The sequence below is a fragment of the Pseudarthrobacter sp. HLT1-3 genome, from assembly GCF_059383535.1.
The window spans coordinates 1-20,754 of record NZ_JBWZCJ010000013.1 but is presented as its reverse complement, the minus strand read 5'-3'; the positions used below and the strand labels follow the sequence as shown (position 1 = coordinate 20,754).

The following is a 20,754-nucleotide window of genomic DNA, read 5'->3' as shown; positions in this document are numbered from 1 at the left end:
AGCGATGCAGTCAGTCCTCCACGCGGCAGCGATGCTGCCTGCCAGCATTCCGAGCCCGGACTGGTCCGGTTTCGACATCCCGCTGCCCTGGGGGTCACTGCGCATCCATGCCTACGCCCTGTGCATCCTGCTCGGGATCATCGTCGGTCTGTGGCTCACCTCGGTGCGCTGGAGCCGGCGCGGCGCCCCGGAGGGCAGCGTCTGGGACATCGCGATCTGGGCGATCCCCTTCGGCATCATCGGCGGCCGGCTCTACCACGTCGTCTCCTCGCCGGACGCGTATTTCGGCCCCGGCTTCGACGGCACCGGCGACCTGTCCCTGATCCCGCAGCTCCAGCGCGGCGGACTGGGGATCTGGGGCGCGGTGCTGCTCGGCGCCGTGGGCGCGTGGATCGGCTGCCGCAAGGCGGGGGTCAAGCTCAGCGCTTTCCTCGACGCCGCCGCACCCGGCCTGCTGCTGGCCCAGGCCATCGGCCGCTGGGGCAACTACTTCAACCAGGAGCTCTTCGGCGGCCCCACCACGCTGCCGTGGGGTCTGCAGATCGACGCCGACAACCCCAACTTCCCGCCCGGAATGGCCGCGGAGACGCTCTTCCACCCGACATTCCTCTACGAATCCCTGTGGAACCTCGCCGGTGTCGGAATCCTGCTGCTGCTGGACCGCAAATTCAATTTCCGCCGCGGCCGGCTGTTCTGCCTCTACGCGGTCTACTACACCCTGGGCCGGGTCTGGATCGAAGCGATGCGGATCGACGACGCGGAGCAGATCAGCCTCTTCGGGATCACGACGCGGCTGAACGTGTGGACCAGCATCTTTGTGCTGCTGGGTGCGCTGGCGGCGTTTATCATCCTCGGCCTGCGCAAGCGCGCGGAGACCGACACGGTCTACCTGCCGTGCCGCGAGCCGGCGGAAACAGAGCCGGCGGAAACAGAGCCAGCTGGAACTGAGCCGGCTGGAACAGAGCCGGCCGCGGGCACTGACGGTGGCGGCGATGGTGTCCGCCATTCGGATTCTTCTGTCTCAGATAGTGAGTCGCGTGCTAATATCCCTGATATCCAAAGCGGTCCAGGCCGCGTTTCCGCCCCGGCGGAGGCGTCCAGGGAATCCACCGGCGGCACCAAGACCGTCACCGGAGAGTCGGAGGCCGGAGTAACCGGCCACCAGGGATCTGGAACCGCGCCGGAAGCTGAGGGCACCAAGTAGCTCAGCCCCGGCAGATAGGGCCGCGGAGTCACCCCTCGCAGAGCCCGTGTCCACAGTGTCGTGGCAGCAGGGAAAGCAGCGCACAGCAGACAGTTGGTGTTCGCGCAATTCCTGGCCGGCGGTCGCGTAACTGTTAGTACAGCACGCGGCGCTGACCTACAATTCGAATAAGAAAAAACTTTGTTGTGCCCATCACACCGGCGCACCGATGCGGGCCAATGTTGTCCCTCCCATACGCACGATCAGGAGGAAGGACGTCTCCCATGACCCAAACCCTGCACAGCCCCAGTTGGTCCGAGCCTCAGCAGCCCGCCATGTCACCTTTTAAGCGTTTCGCAGCGCTTCCCGAAGCGGCCGGGCTCTACAACCCGGAGCAGGAGAAGGACGCCTGCGGCCTCGCCATCATCGCCACGCTGCGGGGGGAGCCAGGTTATGACATCGTTGACGCCGCCCTGACAGCCCTGCGGAATCTCGAGCACCGCGGAGCCGTGGGCGCCGACGAGGGTACCGGCGACGGCGCCGGCCTGCTGATGCAGGTTCCGGACGAATTCTTCCGCGCAGTCACCGAGTTTGAACTTCCCGATCCCGGCCAGTTTGTGGTGGGAACGGCGTTCCTCCCGGCCGAGCAGCGCGAGTCCGACGCCGCCAAGGCCGGCATCGAAGGTCTCGCCGCTGATGAGGGCCTGACGGTCCTCGGCTGGCGCGAAGTGCCGATCGTGGCCGACCTGGTCGGCGCGATGGCCCGGGCGTGCATGCCCTACTTCTCCCAGCCGTTTTTTGCCTCCAGCACCGGGGAAGTGCTGGAGCGCAACGAACTCGACTCCCGGGCCTGGCGCATCCGGAAGCGGGCGCAGAACAAGTTCGGCGTCTACTTCCCGTCGCTGTCCTCCCGGACCATCGTCTACAAGGGCATGCTGACCACCGCCCAGCTGGAGCCGTTCTACCCGGACCTCTCGGACAAGCGGTTCAAGACCAAGCTGGCGATCGTCCACTCACGGTTCTCCACCAACACCTTCCCCTCCTGGCCGCTGGCCCAGCCGTTCCGGACCATCGCCCACAACGGTGAAATCAACACGGTCAAGGGAAACCGCAACTGGATGCGTGCCCGCCAGTCGCAGCTGGCCAACCCGCTGCTCGGGGATTCCCCCGAGGAGCTGTACCCGATCTGCACGCCGGGCGCTTCCGACTCGGCCTCCTTCGACGAGGTCGCGGAACTGCTCTGGCTCTCCGGCCGGCCGATCACCCACTCCATCATGATGATGATCCCCGAGGCCTGGGAAAACCACGCCACGATGGATCCGGCCCGCCGCGCCTTCTACGAATACCACTCCATGCTGATGGAACCGTGGGACGGCCCCGCCGCCGTTTCCTTTACTGACGGCAACCTCGTCGGCGCGACCCTGGACCGCAACGGTCTGCGTCCCGGCCGGTTCTGGATCACCGAGGACGGCCTGGTCATCTTCGCCTCCGAGGTCGGTGTGATCGACGTCGAGCCTTCCAAGGTGGTCAAAAAGGGCCGCGTCTCACCCGGCAAGATGTTCCTCGTGGACACGGACGCCGGCCGGATCATCAGCGACTCCGAGGTCAAGGCCGAGGTGGCAGCCGCCAACCCGTGGGCCGACTGGGTCACGGAAAACCTGATCTACCTGAAGGACCTGCCCGAGCGCGAGCACGTGGTGCACACCGCCGCTTCGGTCAACATCCGCCAGCGGACCTTCGGCTACACCACCGAGGAACTGAAGATCCTGCTCGGCCCGATGTCCCGGACCGGCGCCGAGCCGCTCGGGGCCATGGGCTCGGACACCCCGGTGGCGGTGCTGTCCAAGCGGCCCCGGCTGCTGTTCGACTACTTCGTGCAGTCCTTCGCCCAGGTCACCAACCCGCCGCTGGACGCCATCCGCGAAGAGCTCGTTACGTCGCTGACCTGCGCGATCGGGCCCAACGGCAACCTGCTGGACACCAAGCAGGTCCGCCAGCCGCAGGTTGCGCTGCCGTTCCCGGTGATCAACAACGACCAGCTCGCCAAGATCGCGAACATCGAGAATGCCGACGGCGACCGGGTCGCCATGAAGGTCCGCGGCCTTTACCGCCCCGAAGGGGGCGAAAACGCGCTGCGCGCCCGGCTGACCGAAATCTGCGAACAGGTGTCCGGTGCCATCAACCGCGGTGTGCAGTACGTCGTGCTCTCGGACCGTGACTCGAACGCCCAGTGGGCGCCGATCCCGTCCCTGCTGCTGGTCAGCGCCGTGCACCACCACCTGCTGCGCAGTGCCAACCGCACCAAGACGGCCCTCGTGGTTGAGGCCGGCGACGTCCGCGAGACGCACCACGTGGCCGTGCTCATCGGCTACGGCGCCTCCGCCGTGAACCCGTACCTGGCGATGGAATCGGTGGAGCAGCTGATTTCCACCGGCGACGTCGTCGGCGTCACCGCGCAGGACGGTGTCTACAACCTGATCAAGGGCCTCGGCAAGGGCGTCCTGAAGATCATGTCCAAGATGGGCATCTCCACTGTGGCCTCCTACACCGGAGCCCAGACCTTCGAGGCTCTCGGCCTCGGCCAGGACCTGGTGGACGAGTACTTCTCCGGCACGCACTCCCAGCTCGGCGGCGTCGGCCTCGACGTCATCGCGGCCGAGGTCGCGGCACGCCACCGGATGGCGTACCCGGAAAACGGCATCGAGCAGCCCCACCAGGCTCTTCTCGGCGGCGGCGAGTACCAGTGGCGCCGCGACGGTGAGCCCCACCTGTTCAACCCGGAGACCGTGTTCCGGCTGCAGCACGCCACACGTGAGCGCCGCTACGACATCTTCAAGGCCTACACCCGCGGTGTCGACGACCAGTCCGAGAACCTGATGACCCTGCGCGGGCTGCTGAAGTTCAAGGACGGGCTGCGGCCCGCGGTCCCGCTGGAGGAAGTGGAGTCCGTCTCGAGCATCGTCAAGCGGTTCTCCACCGGTGCGATGAGCTACGGCTCCATCTCCCAGGAAGCCCACGAGACCCTTGCGATCGCGATGAACCGGCTGGGCGGCAAGTCCAACACCGGTGAAGGCGGCGAGGACGTGGACCGGCTGCTGGATCCGACGCGCCGCTCGGCGGTCAAGCAGATCGCCTCGGGCCGTTTCGGCGTGACCAGCCTCTACCTGACCAACGCCGAGGACATCCAGATCAAGATGGCGCAGGGTGCCAAGCCCGGCGAGGGCGGCCAGCTGATGGCCCAGAAGGTCTACCCCTGGGTGGCCCGGACCCGGCACTCGACCCCCGGCGTCGGACTCATCTCCCCGCCCCCGCACCACGACATCTACTCGATCGAGGACCTCGCCCAGCTGATCTACGACGCGAAGCGGGCCAACCCCTCGGCCCGGGTGCACGTCAAGCTGGTCTCCGAGGTCGGGATCGGCACGGTGGCCGCCGGCGTCACGAAGGCCAAGGCCGACGTCGTCCTCGTTTCCGGGCACGACGGCGGCACCGGCGCCTCGCCGCTCAACTCGCTCAAGCACGCCGGCGTGCCCTGGGAACTCGGTCTCGCCGAAACCCAGCAGACGCTCATGCTCAACGGCCTGCGCGACCGTGTGGTGGTGCAGGTGGACGGCCAGCTCAAGACCGGCCGCGACGTCGTGATCGCCGCGCTGCTCGGCGGCGAGGAGTTCGGATTCGCCACCGCGCCGCTGGTGGTTTCCGGCTGCATCATGATGCGCGTCTGCCACCTGGACACCTGCCCGGTGGGCGTCGCGACGCAGAACCCCGAGCTGCGCTCCCGCTTCAGCGGCAAGCCGGAATTTGTGGTCAACTTCTTCGAGTTCCTCGCCGAGGAGGTCCGGGAGATCCTGGCCGGGCTTGGCTTCCGGAGCATCGAGGAAGCGATCGGCCACGCCGAAATGCTCGACAGCCGTGAGGCGATCAACCACTGGAAGGCCGAAGGGCTGGACCTGGACCCGATCCTGCACGGACTGGAGTTCGACGACGACGCGCCGCTGCGCAACCTCACCGGCCAGAACCATGAGCTGGACAAGCACTTCGACCAGCGCCTGATCGCGATGGCCGCGGAAGCCCTGACTGACCGCACCCCGGTCAAGATCGCCGTCGACGTGATCAACACCGACCGCTCGGTCGGGACCATGCTGGGCCACGTGGTCACGAAAACCTTCAGCACGGACGTACTGGCCACGGACACCATCGACATCACGCTGACCGGCACCGCCGGCCAGTCGCTCGGTGCGTTCCTGCCGGCCGGCATCACGCTGCGGCTGTTTGGTGACTCGAACGACTACGTGGGCAAGGGGCTTTCCGGCGGGCGCATCATCGTCCGGCCGGACCGCACCAACGTGTTCAAAGCGGAAAGCAACGTCATCGCCGGAAACGTGATCGGCTACGGCGCCACGAGCGGTGAGATGTTCCTGCGCGGCCAGGTCGGCGAACGCTTCCTGGTCCGCAACTCCGGCGCCACCGCGGTGGTCGAGGGGATCGGAGACCACGGCTGCGAGTACATGACCGGCGGGCAGACGCTGATCATCGGGCGCACCGGCCGCAACTTCGGAGCCGGCATGTCCGGCGGCACGGCCTATGTGCTGGACCTGAAGAGCGAACGCGTCAACAAGCAGGCCCTCGAGTCCGGCGAGCTGCAGCTGCGCGAACTGGACGCCGAGGACCGCGACATTGTCCATGGACTGCTCCTGAAGCACTCCGAGGAGACCGAATCGCTGCTGGCGGCACGGCTGCTGGAGAACTTCGACGACACCGCAGCCCGCATAACCAAGGTGCTGCCGCGCGATTACGCGGCCGTCCTGCAAACCCGCCTTGACGCCATCGAAGAGGGCCTTGACCCCGACGGCGAAGAAGTTTGGGCTCGAATCCTGGAGGTTACCGGTGGCTGATCCACGCGGATTTCTTAAAGTACGTCAGCGCGAAACCCAGCCCCGCCGTCCCGTTCCGGTCCGCATCATGGACTGGAAGGAAGTCTATGAAGCCCAGGAGAAGGGTGTCCTGAAGGCCCAGGCCGGCCGCTGCATGGACTGCGGTGTGCCGTTCTGCCACCAGGGCTGCCCGCTGGGCAACCTCATTCCGGAGTGGAATGACCTCATCTGGCGGGACAAGGGGGAGGAAGCGATGGAGCGGCTGCACGCCACCAACAACTTCCCCGAATTCACCGGGCGGCTCTGCCCGGCGCCCTGCGAGGCGTCCTGTGTGCTCGGCATCAACCAGCCCGCCGTGACCATCAAGCAGGTTGAGGTCTCCATCGTGGACCAGGCCTTCGAAAACGGCTGGGTCAACCCGCTGCCGCCGGCCCGGCTCAGCGGCAAGACTGTCGCCGTCGTCGGGTCCGGACCCGCCGGGCTCGCCGTCGCGCAGCAGCTGACCCGGGTGGGACATACCGTCGCCGTCTATGAGCGCGACGACAAGATCGGCGGCCTGCTGCGGTACGGGATTCCCGATTTCAAGATGGAAAAAGAGCACGTCGACCGCCGGCTCGAGCAGATGAAGGCCGAAGGCACCCGCTTCCGGACCGGCGTCGCCGTCGGCACCGACGTGACCTGGGAACAGCTGCGCCGCCGTTACGACGCCGTGGTGGTCGCCACCGGCGCCACCGTCCCGCGTGACCTGCCGATCCCGGGCCGCGAGCTTGAGGGCGTGCACTTCGCGATGGATTACCTTGTCCCGGCCAACCGGATCGTGGCGGGGGAGACGGTCGAAAACCAGATCAACGCCGCCGGAAAGCACGTTGTCATCCTCGGCGGCGGCGACACCGGCGCGGACTGCCTCGGCACCGCGCACCGGCACCAGGCCGCATCCGTCACCACCCTGGCGATTGGCAAGCAGCCGCCGGCGGAGCGCGCCACCCACCAGCCGTGGCCGACGTTCCCCACCCTGTTCGAAGTTGCCAGCGCCCACGAGGAGGGCGGCGAACGCACCTACCTCGCCTCCACCGTGGAGTTCGTCGGCGAGAACGGCAAACTGACCGGGGTGAAGGTGGCCGAGACCGAATTCGTCGACGGCAAGCGCCTCCCGAAGGCCGGCACCGAGCGGATCATCCCGGCTGACCTGGTTTTCCTGTCGCTGGGCTTCACCGGCCCGGAACCGGCGGGAATCACCGAGCAGGTCAGTGCCGAGTTTGACGGCCGCGGCAACGTGGCCCGCGACGGGTACTACATGACCAACACGGAAGGCATCTTCGTCGCCGGAGACGCCGGCCGCGGCCAGTCGCTGATCGTGTGGGCGATTGCCGAGGGACGCGCCTGCGCCGCCGCGGTGGACAAGTTCCTGATGGGCAGCACCATCCTTCCGGCCCCCGTCGCCCCGACCGACAGGGCGATGGCCATTCTGTAGGCCGTCAGGTCCGGGTCTTCAGGTCATCAGGGGTTCACATCCGCTTCAGCTTCATCCATGCAACAGACCACTAGGGTAGGTATATGAGACGCGCTAAAATCGTGGCCACGTTCGGACCGGCAATCGCAAGCTTTGAAAACACTCTCGCCGTGCTGGAAGCCGGCGTCGACGTGGCCCGCATGAACATGAGCCATGGCGATTACGCCGTGCACGACAGCACCTACGAGAACGTCCGGAAGGCCGCCGGGCAGCTCGGCAAGGCCGTTGCCATTATGGCCGACCTGCAGGGCCCGAAGATCCGCCTCGGCCGGTTCGTGGACGGACCGCACCTGCTCGCCGTCGGCGACACATTCACGATCACCACCGAGGACGTCCCGGGCACCAAGGACATCTGTTCCACGACGCTCAAGACCCTCACCGAGGACGTCAACCCGGGCGATGCCCTGCTGATCGACGACGGCAAGGTCGCGCTGCGCGCGATCGACGTCGACGACGTCAAGGTGGTCGCCCAGGTGATCGTCGGCGGGTACGTCTCGAACAACAAGGGCATCAACCTGCCCGGCGTTGCCGTCAACGTACCGGCGCTGAGCGAAAAGGACGAGGATGATCTGCGCTGGGCCATGCGCCGCGGGGTGGACATGGTGGCACTCTCCTTCGTCCGCGACGCCTCGGACATCAAGCGCGTGCACGAGATCATGGACGAAGAAGGCCGCCGCGTGCCGGTGATCGCCAAGATCGAGAAGCCGCAGGCTGTCGAGCAGCTGCACGAGATCATCGACGCGTTCGACGCCATCATGGTGGCCCGTGGCGACCTCGGCGTAGAACTTCCGCTTGAGGAAGTGCCGATCGTGCAGAAGCGCGCCATCGAACTGGCACGCCGCTGGGCCAAGCCCGTCATTGTGGCAACCCAGGTCCTCGAATCCATGATCGACAACCCCCGCCCCACCCGCGCGGAGGCCTCCGACTGCGCCAACGCCGTGCTCGACGGCGCCGACGCGGTCATGCTCTCGGGCGAGACCAGCGTGGGCAAGTTCCCGATCGAAACCGTCAAGACGATGGCCCGGATCATCGAATCCACTGAGGTCCACGGCCTGGAGCGCGTCCCCCCGCTGGGCACCAAGCCCAAGACCCGCGGCGGCGCGATCACCCGGGCCGCCGTCGAAATCGCGGACCAGTTGGACGCCAAGTACATCTGCGCCTTCACCCAGTCCGGCGACTCCGCGCGGCGCCTGTCGCGGCTGCGACCGACCCGGCCGGTCTTCGCCTTCACACCGGTGGAACACGTCTGGAACCAGCTGGCGCTGACCTGGGGCATCCAGCCGGTGCTGGTCCCGATGGTGGGCCACACCGACGCGATGACCGCACAGGTTGACCGCAGCCTGCTGAACATGGACCTCGTCGAGGACGGCGACATGGTGGTCATCGCCGCCGGTTCGCCTCCCGGAAAGGCCGGCTCGACCAACATGCTCAAGGTCCACAAGGTCGGCGACCTGGCCGACGCCGGCCTCGGCGAAGCCGAAGTCACCAAGGACAAGCTCGGCCCCTGGCCGGAAAAGAAGAAGCGGAACGGCTAAGCCTAGCTCCGTAGATTTATGCGAAAAGGGAGGGTCCCCGCCACGCGGTTTGCGCGGCGGGGACCCTCCCTTTTAGTCTCTGGGTGCCCGGGTCCTTTGTTACCGGACCGGTCAGTTGACCTGGTTGATGATGGTCTCGGCGACTTCACGCATGCTCAGGCGGCGGTCCATCGAGGTCTTCTGGATCCAGCGGAAGGCTTCCGGCTCGGTCAGGCCCATTTTGGTGGTCAGGAGGCTCTTGGCGCGCTCCACGAGCTTGCGGGTGGCGAACTGCTCCTGCAGGTCGGTCACTTCGCTTTCGAGGGCCTTGATTTCCTCGTGGCGGGAGAGCGCGATCTCCAGGGCCGGGATCAGGTCCGCCGGCGTGAAGGGCTTGACCACGTAGGCCATGGCGCCGGCGTCGCGGGCGCGTTCGACGAGTTCCTTCTGGCTGAACGCCGTCAGCAGAACCACGGGGGCGATCCGGGCCTTGACGATCTTCTCGGCGGCCGTGATGCCATCCATGATGGGCATCTTGACGTCCATCAGGACGAGGTCCGGCTTCAGCTCTTCGGCCAGCTGCACGGCCTTCTCGCCGTTGTCAGCCTCGCCCACGACGTCGTAGCCTTCACCGCGCAGGATCTCGATGATGTCGAGCCGGATGAGGGTCTCGTCCTCGGCGACAACCACGCGGCGCGCCGGCTTGGTCGTGGGGTTTGACTCCGTCTGTTCTGACACGGGAACTCCTTGGAAAGGTACGGCGGGAACTAGACCATCTTAGGTTGTTACCGCTGGTGTACTGGGACCGATTGTTGGGTTCGATGCGGCGTCACTGGCGCGATTCTGGAATTCAGCCTATCTGGAGGTAGAGTAATTCCGCGCACTGGAAGCGATCGCGTTGCCCACAGCACAGTTGCGGGGGCGATTGTGACACCGGTGTAATCCGCGCCCGAGTGGCGGAATGGCAGACGCGCCGCACTCAAAATGCGGTATCGAAAGGTGTGTGGGTTCGAGTCCCACCTCGGGCACAGTGTTTCCGCAGGTCAGCAGGGTTTCTGGGCCCTGGGTGTGCACAAAGACTCGTTTTCTGTGCACACGAAGCCTAGAATTTTGGGTATGGCCAGCATCTGGGAACGGAAAAAATCGGACGGATCCACGTCGTTCACAGTCCGCTGGCGGAACCCCGAGTCGAGAAAGCAAGAGGGGATTACCCTAGCGACGTCGGCCGAGGCCCAGACCCTGAAGCGCCTCCTTGATGCCAACAACCAATCCTTTGAGATTGCCCAGCATGCGATGGTCGCGAACCAGACTAAAGCGCCCACCGTCGCCGCCGTGATCCGAGAGCACATCGACTTTCTGGTCCGGCCTTCAGTTGGCACCGTCCACACGTATCAGACCATGCTGAAGCTGCACATCGCCGACGTCATCGGGCACATTCCCGTGGATAAGCTCGATTACCGGCACCTGACGTATTGGATCAAGGCGATGCAGACCAAGGGCCGGTCGGCCAAGACCATCAAGAACAACCATGGCCTGATCTTCTCGGCGATGGAGACGGCCGTCATGCTCGGCTACCGGAAGGACAATCCGTGCCGAGGCGTGCAGCTCCCGTCAGGCGAAAAGGCAGAGGATGAGGCCCGGTTCCTGACGCACGCTGAATTCGGCCTGATTCTGGAGGGCATGGGGGAGCGGTACAAGGCGTTCACTCAATTCTTGGTCATGACGGGAACGCGGTTCGGCGAAGCGACTGCGGTGACTGTGGCGGACGTGGACCTGATGTCGAAGCCGGCAACGATGCGGATCAACAAGGCATGGAAGCGCGGTACTGATTCCGAGTATTACGTCGGAGCGACCAAGACCGGTGCCGGCAAGAGGACGGTTTCGCTCAATCCTCATTTGGTGGATGTGTTGATTCAACTGGTGGCCAGCCGCCCTGGCTCGGAACTCTTGTTTACCACTCCCAAAGGCGAACGCATCGTCCACAAGCTGTATTGGCACCACTACTGGACTCCCGCCGTGAAAGCGGCCCAAGCGCGTGGACTGAAGAAGTCACCACGGATCCACGATCTGCGCCATACCCATGCGTCCTGGCTGATCCAGGATGGCGTCTCGCTGTTCACGATCTCCAGGCGACTCGGGCACGCATCTACGCGAACGACTGAGCAGGTGTATGGCCACCTGATGCCGCAGGCGCTCCAGGATGCCGCCGACGCCGTCGAGCGTTCCGCGGTTGTGTGGCGCGGATAGCGGCTGGGTGGATGGGTTACCTAAGAGTACTTCTGGCGAGCCTGTGCTCGCGTCCCGATCATGCGGACGGCTGGCGCCGCAGGGCCACCGGACCGGACTTCACGTAGCTCTGCAATCTCCCTGAGGTGGACCGACGTGAAGACAATCTTCCCTTTGCCCCAGACTGCGTGCGGGAACTCACCCTTGGCAGCCCCGTCCCTGAGCCATGCCTCTGAACACTTGAGGACGGTGGCCGCCTCGGCTGGTTCGAAGAATTCAAGTTTCATGCCCCTGTCCGATCCTTTCGTGGATATGCGGCGAGGACGGCTGGCGCGAGTCCTGTCCCCGTTCATGTAAGCCGGAAATCACGGCGGCATGACGGTGGCCTGGAAACTCGCTTCGAGGGCCGCAGCATTGAGCTGCACCTGCTCGGCGGAAGCACTGAACTGAATCGATGAGCGCTGCACCAGCCCCGCTTCGGTGAGCAGGCCGAGTTGCCTTCGGATGGCTGAGGACGAGGCGCCGAGTTCCCTGCCGATCTGGCCACAGGTCGAGGGCCCGTTCCTGAGCAGGAATCGGATAATTCGGCTTCGTGTTCGGTTCATCAAGATGCACGACATGGGGACCACAACCAGGGAATGGTGAAGGGCTGCTGTAGACGGGTCTACAGCAGCAGGTTACTCCGGTTGAGGTCATGTTGGATAGACCAGAGTGAGCAAATGAATCCTCACCTGGTTGACGCGGTTGATTGCCGCGCCGGACGACTCGGGTAATACTGGGCGAAAGGGGGTCGTAGCGCCTGACCGGGCTGCCGGCCCCGCATCGGATCGAGGGGTGGGCAGCGCGGATGGACGAGGCAGGTGGCGGTGACGTGTTGTCTCCCCAGGCCCAGCTGGCTCGTCGTCTGAATCTGCTGCTCGACGTCGTGGTTGCCGAACGCGGGAAGCCCGTAACGTTCCGCGAGGTCCAGTCCGAACTCGAGGCCAGGGGCATCAAGTTATCCCGCGCGCGCTGGTTCTACATGAAAGAGGGGACCGGTCGTCTGGTCAGCGATCCGGCGCTATTGGCCGAGCTGTGCAACATCTTCAATGTTGACCCCTCGTACCTGATCGGCGACAGCGCCGACTTGCCCGAGCGGATCGATTCGCAACTCGAGTTTGTGAAGTCGCTCCGCGCGGCCAGGGTGAAGACCTTCGCAGCGCGGACGTTGGGCGACGTCTCCCCGGAGACGCTAAGGGCCATCTCTGAATACCTCAACAAGGACATTGATCGCCATCCTGGAGCTGAAGAGGCAGCAGCTAATCCTCCAGAAGATACTGAAGATGAGCCGCCAGCAACTCCTTAATCCGCGCGGGGTTGGCTGAATAGCGCGGCGAGCGGCCATGGCGTCGGCCCGGCTCAAGGTCCACCGTAATGGCACCGGTCTCCTCAAGTGCAAGCAGGTGCTTCGCTACGCTCGGCTCACCGGCGCTCACTGCCGCCACGATGTCACCGCGGGTCGCCGGACCGTGCGCGGAAAGGTAGCGGAGGATCTCGTTCCGTGATCTGTTGCCAAATGTCGCGACAGCGGCCTCGACGTCGTTCGACCAGGCTTCGTCGTGAGGCTGCGTGATCCTGGGCATGGAACCATTCTCACCGAACGATTCCTGAAAAGTAAGACCCGCAGTCTTGACGATACTTTAATTAACTTTGAAAATAGTTTGTATAGCTTTCCTGTCGTAGTGGTCGGCCTTGGCTTTCGCTGCCACTCTCAGGGCGCCGGGCGTGCCGGTGCCGGACTTATTGGAATCGTTGAGTCGAAGCGGTGAAGACCATGCGAGTCGAAGCCAGGTTGAATCAGGCCCCCCAAGATCATCCAAATGTAGGAAGTATCGACATCTCCCTGCGCGGTGCGCCGGAGTCCGCCGCGGTTGTCGTTCCGGTAGATCAAATCATGATCGCCGTCGACGGTGTACAGCGGTACGTGGTTTCGCATCTCTCGCGGATCGGCCGGGCCTGCGACGTGGACGACGTTATGCAGGACATCCGGGTCGCGGTGTGGGATGGCGTGACCCGGGGGCATTACCGCCAACTCCCCGGTATTCCCTTTGGTGCGTGGGTTCAAGGCGTCTGCGCGAACGTGTGCGCTGCGCACACCCGTCGGGAGCTGAGCCATCAGACACTCCCGCTGATCGTGGAACCAGGGAATGCTGACGGGCCGACGCCGTTCGTTACTCTGGCGGTGCTGGGCATGGACCGGAGCACATCTCAAATTGCCGAGAAAGTTATTGACCAGCAATGGGCACGAACGATCATTGAGCTGACGCAGGCCAGCGTGCCAGCAGGAGTTTGGGATCTTGCCGTCGACAGTCTGACCGGGCCGCGACACTACGGTCCGCCGTCGCCACAGGACCGCCGGCGCTGGCACGCGGTGACCGTGGTGCGCCAGACGGCGAAAACCGTTCGAAATGCCCTGGACGTTGAGCAGGCGGCCATTAGCAATATCGGAGACGTGTGCCAGCACGCAGCAGAGTGCCTGCCCACACCGGTACTCCGCAGAACAGCCGAAAGTATCGTTCGCCCCGGACTACGAGGACCCGAACGAAAAAGGGCTCTGGAATCGTTGGCGGCCCAGTTGGGCGTCACCGAGCGCTATGTCGCCGTCCAGATCGGCTTCGCGCGCCGGCTGTATCAAACGGCATGGAGGATTCTCCAGGCCGCGACGCGGACTGCCTGCTGAGTCATGTTGTGGGTCCGCCCGCTCGCCATGAACAGGCGAGAAGGAGGCCCGAATGTACGTATTCCCGAAAAACGCACTACCCGGTCCAAGCAGCCGGAGGCGATGGTGGATCGCAGCGACCGCGCTCTTGAGTGTGGTCGCGGCGCTCATCGCTCTCACGTGGTCGACGCCCACACCCGCAGAGGCTCCGGTTGCACCGCCGACGTTGCCCATCCCTCAGAGTCCGGCGAACGCTTCCCCCGGGACGCCGGCACAACCTTCGACGGTGGCTCCTGACGTTGTAATTGCCGATGCCGAGGGTGCACCCCGCACTGCTGACTTCCGCCAGCTTGCGGCCGCGGCGGCGACGGCGATCTACACCTGGGACACGCGAACGTCTTCCTACTCGGAGGTCTACTCACGGCTCCGTGACTGGTGGGACGTGCTGCCGGACGGGTCCAATCCCTTGGCAGTCCTGGTGCAGGAGTTCGAAGCGACCGGAGTCGACGCGGGAAGCTACGCAACTCTGGCTAATCAACAGGCGTACCGCTCGGCCGCGGTGGAATCGCTGCACTGCGACAGCGAGTTGGCCAAGGTCCGGGAGCGGCCGGCGCCATGGGCGGGACTGCATGTGTGCACAGTCTCCGTCAGCGTTGTGGATCAATCAATTTCTGCCCGCAACACCTACACGGCATCCGTCAGCGTTATGGTGAACTGTCCGCCGGCTGTGACGGCCCCGACGGATCACTGCGTCATGGTCGGCTTTTACGCCGCACCGAGCAGGATCGTCTATTGATGCCGGCAGCCGTGGTGTTGGCTAGGCCGGTCAAGCGCCGGGCCCTTCTGCGGGTTTCGCTGGCCGCGGCCTCAATCTTGGTCCTGGGGGGTTCAATTGCGTTTAGCGCAGCCGTGGCAGTGCTCGGCGCGAGCGCAGCCGACACCCCGTCCGTCTGCTCGCAGAGTGGCGCTGCTGGCCAGCCCGGCGCCAGCGTATCCGGCGCCCTGAGCATCCGCACAAACAGTCGGGCGCCGGTCAGTGTGACCGACAGACAAATGGCCGTCGCAGGGGACTACGTTTCCATTGGCCGGCAATTGGGGGTCCCGCGAGAGGGCCAGATCATCGCAATCATGATGGCGCTGCAGGAATCCAGCCTCAGAGTCCTCGCCAACGTGAACGTACCTGCCTCGCTCCAGTACCCGCATGACGGCCTCGGCAGCGACCACGATTCCCTCGGCACCGCCCAGCAACGTCCCGCGGCCGGCTGGGGGACAGTCGAGCAGTTGATGGATCCCAAGTACAACGTGCGAGCCTTTTACGGCGGACCTGCCGGCCCCAACCGTGGCAGCCCGCCCGGGTTGTTGGATATCCGAGGTTGGCAATCCATGAACAAAGGCCAAGCTGCGCAAGCCGTTCAGGTGTCGGCGTTTCCGGAGCTGTATGCGCGGTGGGAGGCTGAAGCGACGGCCATTGTTGAGGCGCTCGACGGCGGGATGTCACCGGCCACGTGCTCCGATACGCGGAAGCCCTCGACGGACACGGTCGTTCCCACAAATCTTAGCCAAATCCGGAAGGACATCCTGCGGTTTACCGAGGAAGGGGTCGGCGGCGCCTACGTATGGGGTGGCACGGCCTACAAGGCGTGGGACTGTTCCGGATACGTCCAGTGGATCTACAGGCAGGCCGGGGTCAACCTGCCGCGAGTGGATCAATGGAGGGTCGGTACGCGGACCGACAATCCGCAGCCGGGGGACCTGGTGGTCCAGAACGCACAAGGGCCAGCCGACTGGGGACACGTTGGTATTTATGCGGGGGACGGGATGATGTACAGCGCGCTAAATCCCGCGGTGGGTACGTTGCTGCATCCCATAGCTTGGAATACGGATACGGCGTATTTTGATCTTTTGAAGTGACGTGTAGTTACGTCGAACTGGGATTTAGAAACCCGAATTCAGCTCCTGCGGCCCGAGCAGGAGTGGGAGGAAACGGAGCAGTAGAAGACCCGGGTTGTAGGCGCGGTCACTGCCCCATGGCTGCGCTCGGGTACAGAACGAGACGGATACTGGAAACAAGTAATCGAGTTTACGGACCGCATAGTGTGACCGCGGCATGCTCCGACCATCCATTGTCGCGCTTACGGCCGCAAAATCTCTCGCTGCCCCCCGCAGAGACTGGACTTCGGGCCTAGACGGAATATGCAGCAATCAAGTTAGCCGCTGATTGAGGAGGTGATAATCTCCGGGAGGGGCGGTACCTTCAACTGGCCCGGCGAACTGGGGGACTAATGAACAAAGGTATTTGCACACTCGGAATTTTCGCTATCGTTCTGACGGGCTGTACGCCAAGTGCCGACGGTGCTGCGCCGACTGCCACTGTGACGGTAACGGTGACTCAGCCGGCGGTGACGGTGACCGCGACACCTTCGGCCGAATCCAAGCAAAAAACCCAGTTGCCCCTTGGCAGCTCCGGCACGAGTTCGTCCGGCGGCACCATCACGGTCTATGAACACAAGAAGAATGTCGAGCCTCAAAACGCGGATCAAGAAGCTATCGACGTCAAAGTTTGTGTCGGACCTAAGCCAGCGGACGCGGCTCCTGAGGACTACCCAGTTATCGGAAGCGCACGCTGGGCCCTGTACGACGCGGAGTCGCGCCAATACAATCCGGCTTCTACTACTTGGAGTCATGAGGCAGCTCAGCCGGGCTTCCCTGTGGAGCAGCGAGTAGCCTGGGGCGATTGCATCCGGGGATGGGTAATCATCCAGGGCCAGGCGTCCACCTCAATGACCAAGGTCCGATACAGTGCGGGATCTTCGATCCTTGAATGGAAGTTGGCTGGCTGAGTCGTGTCGGAGCCAAGCTATTTGCACCAAGAAGGGGACTCGATGTATCGCCGAGGCGTAACGGTTCGGCAAATCGCTAAGTCTTTTCGGATACGGTTTCTTCGGGGCATGAGCTGGTCCAGTCGGCCGTTTGGCGTGCATTCAATTGTTAGCACAAAGTATCACTGGCCGGCGGGGCGGCGTGACCGTCCGGTCACCGCCGGGGAGGGCGGCCCCGGGTCCTCCCCGTCTGCCATCCGGGAACGGCATCGTTCAGGAGCTTGACCCTCACAGGGTCGAGATCGCCGTGGCGGCGTTTTTATCGCTGGGTATGGATCCACACCCCGAGGGTGTGTTCCCGGTCTGAGTCATACTCGTGGTGGCGGGGCCAGTCGTGGCCTTCATGCCGGAAGTCCACGAGCTCGGCCAAGCGGTCGTGCCCCACGAAGAGTGTCCCGGTTCCAAGGAGTGGGACACCCTGAATGGCGATGTGTAGGCGTTGATTGAGGCGGGCGCTGTCGGTTCTCCCAGTTATGGTCAAAACATGTACAACACCACAGGGTTCCTCAGCAAGGACGTCACAGACCCGAAGACCTCTATCGGTCAATACGTCCGTACCCATTTTCCCAATATGAAGCCACTTCAGGCCGAATATAAGGCACTTGCAGGCGACCTCGTCATTGATTCCATGGGGGCGAACGCCAGCAACGTCGGAACTGCTGTCGATTTGATCGTCCGTCTAATCCTTGAGCCTGACGAGACACCGATGTCGGCGCTCATCCTCTATCCGTACAATACGACCTACCACCAGGTTGTCAACGAACTGGCGAGCCTCGTCGGCCGGTCGGGCGATCGCGAACTAGCCGCTCGAGCGGCCTGGGCTCTCGCTCTCTGCGTCAGTGCACACCGGGCAGGCGCTGCATGGGCTCCTCTTGTACCCGACCTGGTGCATAGCGGCGACTTCACCGTGGACACGATGCTTGAGCAAGCCGATGATGCCGCTGTCGCTGAACTAGTCGCATTGCGAGAGCTCTCCGAAGAACGCCTCATTCCGACGCTCATAGGTCCGTTTAGCCTTGGCCCCACCTTCGATCTCTCGAAACTCGGCCCTACTCGACGCATCGCCGCGGAAGCTGACCTTGTCGCGGGGGGATTACTAATCGACATTAAAACCACCCTTGCTCCAAAGAACAAGGCCGGACTCCGCCCAGACGTGTTGAAACCTAATAATGTGTATCAGCTTCTCGCCTATGCGCTGCTGGACTACTCAAACCAGTACAACATCGACCGGCTGGGCATCTTCTCGGCTCGCTACGGCACGCTGACCGACTGGCCTCTTGAGCGAGTTACGTCGCTGATGTCCGGTAGGAAGTTCGATTTTCCTGCGGCGCGCCAAGACGTCTGGGACATAATGCAGCAGGACGCCGCCTAAGTGCCGCAGTTTCTCATAACTTACGTGCTTCAAAACCCCAAGGAAGTGGGGCACGTTTGTTCGATTATCCGTTGAGCCTGTCCATCAGCGGTTTGCAACAGAAATGTCAGCCCTGCGGCTCATACTGTGCGCATGATCGAAATACGGCCGCTCTTCCCGCGCGACTGGGAACCCACGGAGCCCCTCGTTGCCTACAACAACGCCGACCGGCGTATTGTCGTCGCGGCGGCGATGCGCCGCGGAGACGGCTCGTACTACGGCCGCTACGGTTACCAGGGCTCCCAGGACATCGTGTGCATCGACTGCAAGGAAGATGGTCGCGATGTTCCGGTCATTCTCGTCGAGGCCGAGAAGAGGTGCATTCACTTCCGCCACAAGGCTGGCGAGGCACCGGACGGCCTGGGCCGGCACGGGGAAACTGCCGAGCACCTGCACGGCAAGCAGCTCATCATGGACTGGGCCCGCAACCAGCACCACGTCCTACCATGGTCCGTCGAAGAGGAGTTCTGGGTGCCCGGCGCCAGGCTGCGGAGCGATGTGAAGGCTGAGCTTGCCGGTGGCCGGCAGCTTGCGTTCGAGGTCCAGCGCAAGCCAGTGGAATTGAAGGACTGGGACCGCCGCCACGGCGGGTATCAGAACGGAGGCGTCCGCGACGTATGGCTGTGGTCTCCGGACGTTCCCCATCTGGTCCTTGACCTGCCGCTGACGAGCGTCGTACTGGACATGGCGCATGAGTCTATAGGCGTCCTGGTCGCGAGCTACGCGGGAGAATACCGCCACCCCACGGCTGAGGGCCACATTCTCAGCCCTACCCACTACGCGTCCGCCCCGCTGACGGAGTGGGGCATCTCTGCCTCGGGAGCTCTTGTGCCGCCACCCGAGATGGCCGAGTACGTCGGGGAGAAGCCTGAACCGGCCCGGCTTGCCCAGATCAAGGCCCACCGGGAAGCAGCGGCGAGGCCGCCCAAGCCACCGTGGCAGCCGCCGGGTGCCTCGTCCGACCACTACAAGCGCAGCGCCAGTGGGTGGAGCCCCAGCGAACGCGAGCAGCAACGGCAGAGGGAGGCCATCGCACGCATCTTCGGCAGGAATCGCTAGGCGGGCGCGACGTGTACGGGCCTTGGTGCCGGCAGCCAGCGGCAGACGACTTCCCGTCGCCATTCATAACTACTAGCCGGAGCCAGGTCGGGCAGAATGGCCTCATGTGCGGTAGATACGTTATGTCCAGGGCCACCGGCGATCTTCTGAGCTACTTCGATGCCAAGGAGGTGGAAGGCACCTCGCCGCCGCCGAGCTGGAACGTGGCGCCCACCCAGGACGTGCCGATCGTGGCTGAACGGTTGGACGAGGGCAGTATCGAGCGACATCTGTTAGTTGCCCACCGGGGCCTGGTGCCGTCCTGGGCTAAAGACATCAAGATAGGCAACAAGCTGATCAACGCCCGCAGCGAGACCATCCTTGAGAAGCCTTCCTTCCGCAAGGCCGCCGTGAAGCGCCGAGCAATCGTACCTGCGGACGGCTACTTTGAATGGCAGAAGACCGAAGACGGCAAGAAGATCCCCAACTATCTGTACTCCGAGAACGAACCCATCTTGGGCTTCGCCGGCCTGTACGAGTTCTGGGCCGATCCGTCTCTGCCCGAGGATGATCCGGCGCGGTGGCTGCTTAGCTGCACGGTGCTCACAACGACCACCCAGGACGCCCTGGGGCACGTCCACGAACGGTCCCCGGTAATTATCCCGCGCGACCGGTTCGCTGAATGGCTGGACCCGGACCTGACCGACAAAAATGACGTCCAGCACCTGCTGGACTCACTGCCTGAGCCGATCCTGACACCTCGAATCGTCAGCACGAGGGTGAACAGCGTCCGGAACAACGGGCCGGAGCTCATCGAGCCGGTCGAGTGAGCTCCGCGTGAACTCCGCGCGCCGCCTCAGTATGACCACTGGGCTGCTTGCGCTGATTCTAATGATTTTCAACGCCGCCGTTGTCGCATGGATGCTCTGGGCGTTCAGGGACCCCACGTCAGGATATGGTGCGGGCTACGTGGGGATCTTCGTCGCCATCTTGACTGTGCTCGGCGCCATTCTGGGCGTGAGCTCCCTGGTCGATAAGAGCGGCAGGGTGCCAGGGGCTCTTGCCCTGGCAATTTGCGGCACCGGCTTGTTGCTCGCCCTCCGCAGCATGATCGCCGAAGGTATGTGAAGCAGATTTTCTGAGCCTGGCCGGACGTTCGGCTGCCGGATGCTAAAAGTCCTACGGCCGGCCGCTCTAACCGGCCCAGAACCATGCCGGAGTGTCGCACCTAGGTGTCCCGGTCCCTAGGAAGTGTGACACCTACCAGGGTATTCAGGTTGAGTCTCTAGCCATCAAAATACTTGCCGCTGGGTTTGCTGGCTTGTATCTCTTAAGTACCCCCTGTTGAGGTGGGTGGTCGTCGTTTACGGTGGCCTTGGGAGGGGCCGGGGTGGTTCCGGTTTTCGGCTGGGCGTCATGGC

At 63.9% G+C, this 20,754-nt stretch carries 18 protein-coding genes and 1 tRNA gene; 15 read left to right on the top strand and 4 right to left on the bottom strand.

Features of this window, described 5'->3' with window-relative positions; genetic code table 11:
- The first annotated feature begins 4 nt into the window (after positions 1-4).
- The 4 genes from lgt to pyk all read left to right on the top strand — a co-directional run bounded on the left by lgt (position 5) and on the right by pyk (position 9,102).
- Positions 5-1,204, top strand: a complete 1,200-nt coding sequence (lgt, locus tag AC50X9_RS12415) for a prolipoprotein diacylglyceryl transferase (protein WP_494894048.1) — start codon at positions 5-7, stop codon at positions 1,202-1,204.
- A gap of 263 nt (positions 1,205-1,467) precedes the next feature.
- Positions 1,468-6,078 carry a glutamate synthase large subunit gene (gene gltB, locus AC50X9_RS12410; protein ID WP_494894046.1) on the top strand — a complete coding sequence of 1,537 codons (4,611 nt, stop codon included), beginning with the start codon at positions 1,468-1,470 and terminating at the stop codon, positions 6,076-6,078.
- Positions 6,071-7,528, top strand: a complete 1,458-nt coding sequence (locus AC50X9_RS12405) for a glutamate synthase subunit beta (RefSeq protein WP_494894044.1) — start codon at positions 6,071-6,073, stop codon at positions 7,526-7,528. Before gltB ends, AC50X9_RS12405 begins: the two co-directional genes overlap by 8 nt.
- Before the next feature lie 83 nt (positions 7,529-7,611).
- Positions 7,612-9,102 carry a pyruvate kinase gene (pyk, locus tag AC50X9_RS12400; RefSeq protein ID WP_494894042.1) on the top strand — a complete coding sequence of 497 codons (1,491 nt, stop codon included), beginning with the start codon at positions 7,612-7,614 and terminating at the stop codon, positions 9,100-9,102.
- A 111-nt stretch (positions 9,103-9,213) separates the two neighbouring features.
- On the opposite strand, the gene AC50X9_RS12395 is transcribed toward pyk, so the two are convergent.
- On the bottom strand, positions 9,214-9,819 hold the full coding sequence (locus tag AC50X9_RS12395; RefSeq protein ID WP_494894039.1) for an ANTAR domain-containing response regulator: 606 nt from the start codon (positions 9,817-9,819) through the stop codon (positions 9,214-9,216).
- 209 nt (positions 9,820-10,028) lie between these two features.
- On the opposite strand from AC50X9_RS12395, the gene AC50X9_RS12390 reads away from it, so the two are divergent.
- A tRNA-Leu gene (locus AC50X9_RS12390) sits at positions 10,029-10,109 on the top strand.
- An 88-nt stretch (positions 10,110-10,197) separates the two neighbouring features.
- The gene (locus tag AC50X9_RS12385) at positions 10,198-11,328 is read left to right on the top strand and encodes a tyrosine-type recombinase/integrase (protein WP_494894034.1); all 1,131 of its coding nucleotides are present in this window, start codon (positions 10,198-10,200) and stop codon (positions 11,326-11,328) included.
- A 20-nt stretch (positions 11,329-11,348) separates the two neighbouring features.
- On the opposite strand, the gene AC50X9_RS12380 is transcribed toward AC50X9_RS12385, so the two are convergent.
- Positions 11,349-11,594, bottom strand: coding sequence for a hypothetical protein (locus AC50X9_RS12380; protein WP_494894031.1), 246 nt, complete (start codon positions 11,592-11,594; stop codon positions 11,349-11,351).
- 78 nt (positions 11,595-11,672) lie between these two features.
- Positions 11,673-11,912, bottom strand: a complete 240-nt coding sequence (locus tag AC50X9_RS12375) for a helix-turn-helix domain-containing protein (RefSeq protein ID WP_494894030.1) — start codon at positions 11,910-11,912, stop codon at positions 11,673-11,675.
- Positions 11,913-12,154: 242 nt separating this feature from the next.
- Between AC50X9_RS12375 and AC50X9_RS12370 the strand changes: the two genes are divergently transcribed.
- Positions 12,155-12,652: a hypothetical protein gene (locus AC50X9_RS12370; RefSeq protein ID WP_494894028.1), complete on the top strand. Its 498-nt coding sequence runs from the start codon at positions 12,155-12,157 to the stop codon at positions 12,650-12,652.
- Here AC50X9_RS12370 and AC50X9_RS12365 read toward each other — a convergent pair.
- Positions 12,606-12,929: an ArsR/SmtB family transcription factor gene (locus tag AC50X9_RS12365; protein WP_494894027.1), complete on the bottom strand. Its 324-nt coding sequence runs from the start codon at positions 12,927-12,929 to the stop codon at positions 12,606-12,608. The genes AC50X9_RS12370 and AC50X9_RS12365 overlap by 47 nt on opposite strands.
- Before the next feature lie 182 nt (positions 12,930-13,111).
- On the opposite strand from AC50X9_RS12365, the gene AC50X9_RS12360 reads away from it, so the two are divergent.
- The 8 genes from AC50X9_RS12360 to AC50X9_RS12325 all read left to right on the top strand — a co-directional run bounded on the left by AC50X9_RS12360 (position 13,112) and on the right by AC50X9_RS12325 (position 20,461).
- The gene (locus AC50X9_RS12360; RefSeq protein ID WP_494894025.1) at positions 13,112-14,026 is read left to right on the top strand and encodes an RNA polymerase sigma factor; all 915 of its coding nucleotides are present in this window, start codon (positions 13,112-13,114) and stop codon (positions 14,024-14,026) included.
- A gap of 265 nt (positions 14,027-14,291) precedes the next feature.
- On the top strand, positions 14,292-14,801 hold the full coding sequence (locus tag AC50X9_RS12355) for a hypothetical protein (RefSeq protein WP_494894023.1): 510 nt from the start codon (positions 14,292-14,294) through the stop codon (positions 14,799-14,801).
- 332 nt (positions 14,802-15,133) lie between these two features.
- On the top strand, positions 15,134-15,916 hold the full coding sequence (locus AC50X9_RS12350; RefSeq protein ID WP_494894021.1) for a C40 family peptidase: 783 nt from the start codon (positions 15,134-15,136) through the stop codon (positions 15,914-15,916).
- A gap of 371 nt (positions 15,917-16,287) precedes the next feature.
- Positions 16,288-16,845, top strand: coding sequence for a hypothetical protein (locus tag AC50X9_RS12345; protein WP_494894019.1), 558 nt, complete (start codon positions 16,288-16,290; stop codon positions 16,843-16,845).
- Between the two features lie 523 nt (positions 16,846-17,368).
- Positions 17,369-18,256, top strand: a complete 888-nt coding sequence (locus AC50X9_RS12340; protein ID WP_494894017.1) for a hypothetical protein — start codon at positions 17,369-17,371, stop codon at positions 18,254-18,256.
- 132 nt (positions 18,257-18,388) lie between these two features.
- Positions 18,389-19,354, top strand: coding sequence for a competence protein CoiA family protein (locus AC50X9_RS12335; protein WP_494894015.1), 966 nt, complete (start codon positions 18,389-18,391; stop codon positions 19,352-19,354).
- A gap of 104 nt (positions 19,355-19,458) precedes the next feature.
- Entirely contained in the window at positions 19,459-20,163 is a 705-nt protein-coding gene (locus AC50X9_RS12330) for an SOS response-associated peptidase (RefSeq protein WP_494894013.1), read from the top strand.
- Between the two features lie 61 nt (positions 20,164-20,224).
- On the top strand, positions 20,225-20,461 hold the full coding sequence (locus AC50X9_RS12325) for a hypothetical protein (RefSeq protein ID WP_494894008.1): 237 nt from the start codon (positions 20,225-20,227) through the stop codon (positions 20,459-20,461).
- Positions 20,462-20,754 lie beyond the last annotated feature (293 nt).

Bases quoted from the DNA above. Each gene is read 5' to 3' on its own strand.
- lgt (WP_494894048.1), top strand. From the start codon at position 5: ATGCAGTCAGTCCTCCACGCGGCAGCGATGCTGCCTGCCAGCATTCCG.
- gltB (WP_494894046.1), top strand. From the start codon at position 1,468: ATGACCCAAACCCTGCACAGCCCCAGTTGGTCCGAGCCTCAGCAGCCC.
- pyk (WP_494894042.1), top strand. From the start codon at position 7,612: ATGAGACGCGCTAAAATCGTGGCCACGTTCGGACCGGCAATCGCAAGC.
- AC50X9_RS12385 (WP_494894034.1), top strand. From the start codon at position 10,198: ATGGCCAGCATCTGGGAACGGAAAAAATCGGACGGATCCACGTCGTTC.
- AC50X9_RS12380 (WP_494894031.1), bottom strand. From the start codon at position 11,594: ATGAAACTTGAATTCTTCGAACCAGCCGAGGCGGCCACCGTCCTCAAG.
- AC50X9_RS12375 (WP_494894030.1), bottom strand. From the start codon at position 11,912: ATGAACCGAACACGAAGCCGAATTATCCGATTCCTGCTCAGGAACGGG.
- AC50X9_RS12370 (WP_494894028.1), top strand. From the start codon at position 12,155: ATGGACGAGGCAGGTGGCGGTGACGTGTTGTCTCCCCAGGCCCAGCTG.
- AC50X9_RS12365 (WP_494894027.1), bottom strand. From the start codon at position 12,929: ATGCCCAGGATCACGCAGCCTCACGACGAAGCCTGGTCGAACGACGTC.
- AC50X9_RS12350 (WP_494894021.1), top strand. From the start codon at position 15,134: ATGATGGCGCTGCAGGAATCCAGCCTCAGAGTCCTCGCCAACGTGAAC.
- AC50X9_RS12345 (WP_494894019.1), top strand. From the start codon at position 16,288: ATGAACAAAGGTATTTGCACACTCGGAATTTTCGCTATCGTTCTGACG.
- AC50X9_RS12340 (WP_494894017.1), top strand. From the start codon at position 17,369: ATGTACAACACCACAGGGTTCCTCAGCAAGGACGTCACAGACCCGAAG.
- AC50X9_RS12335 (WP_494894015.1), top strand. From the start codon at position 18,389: ATGATCGAAATACGGCCGCTCTTCCCGCGCGACTGGGAACCCACGGAG.
- AC50X9_RS12330 (WP_494894013.1), top strand. From the start codon at position 19,459: ATGTGCGGTAGATACGTTATGTCCAGGGCCACCGGCGATCTTCTGAGC.
- AC50X9_RS12325 (WP_494894008.1), top strand. From the start codon at position 20,225: ATGATTTTCAACGCCGCCGTTGTCGCATGGATGCTCTGGGCGTTCAGG.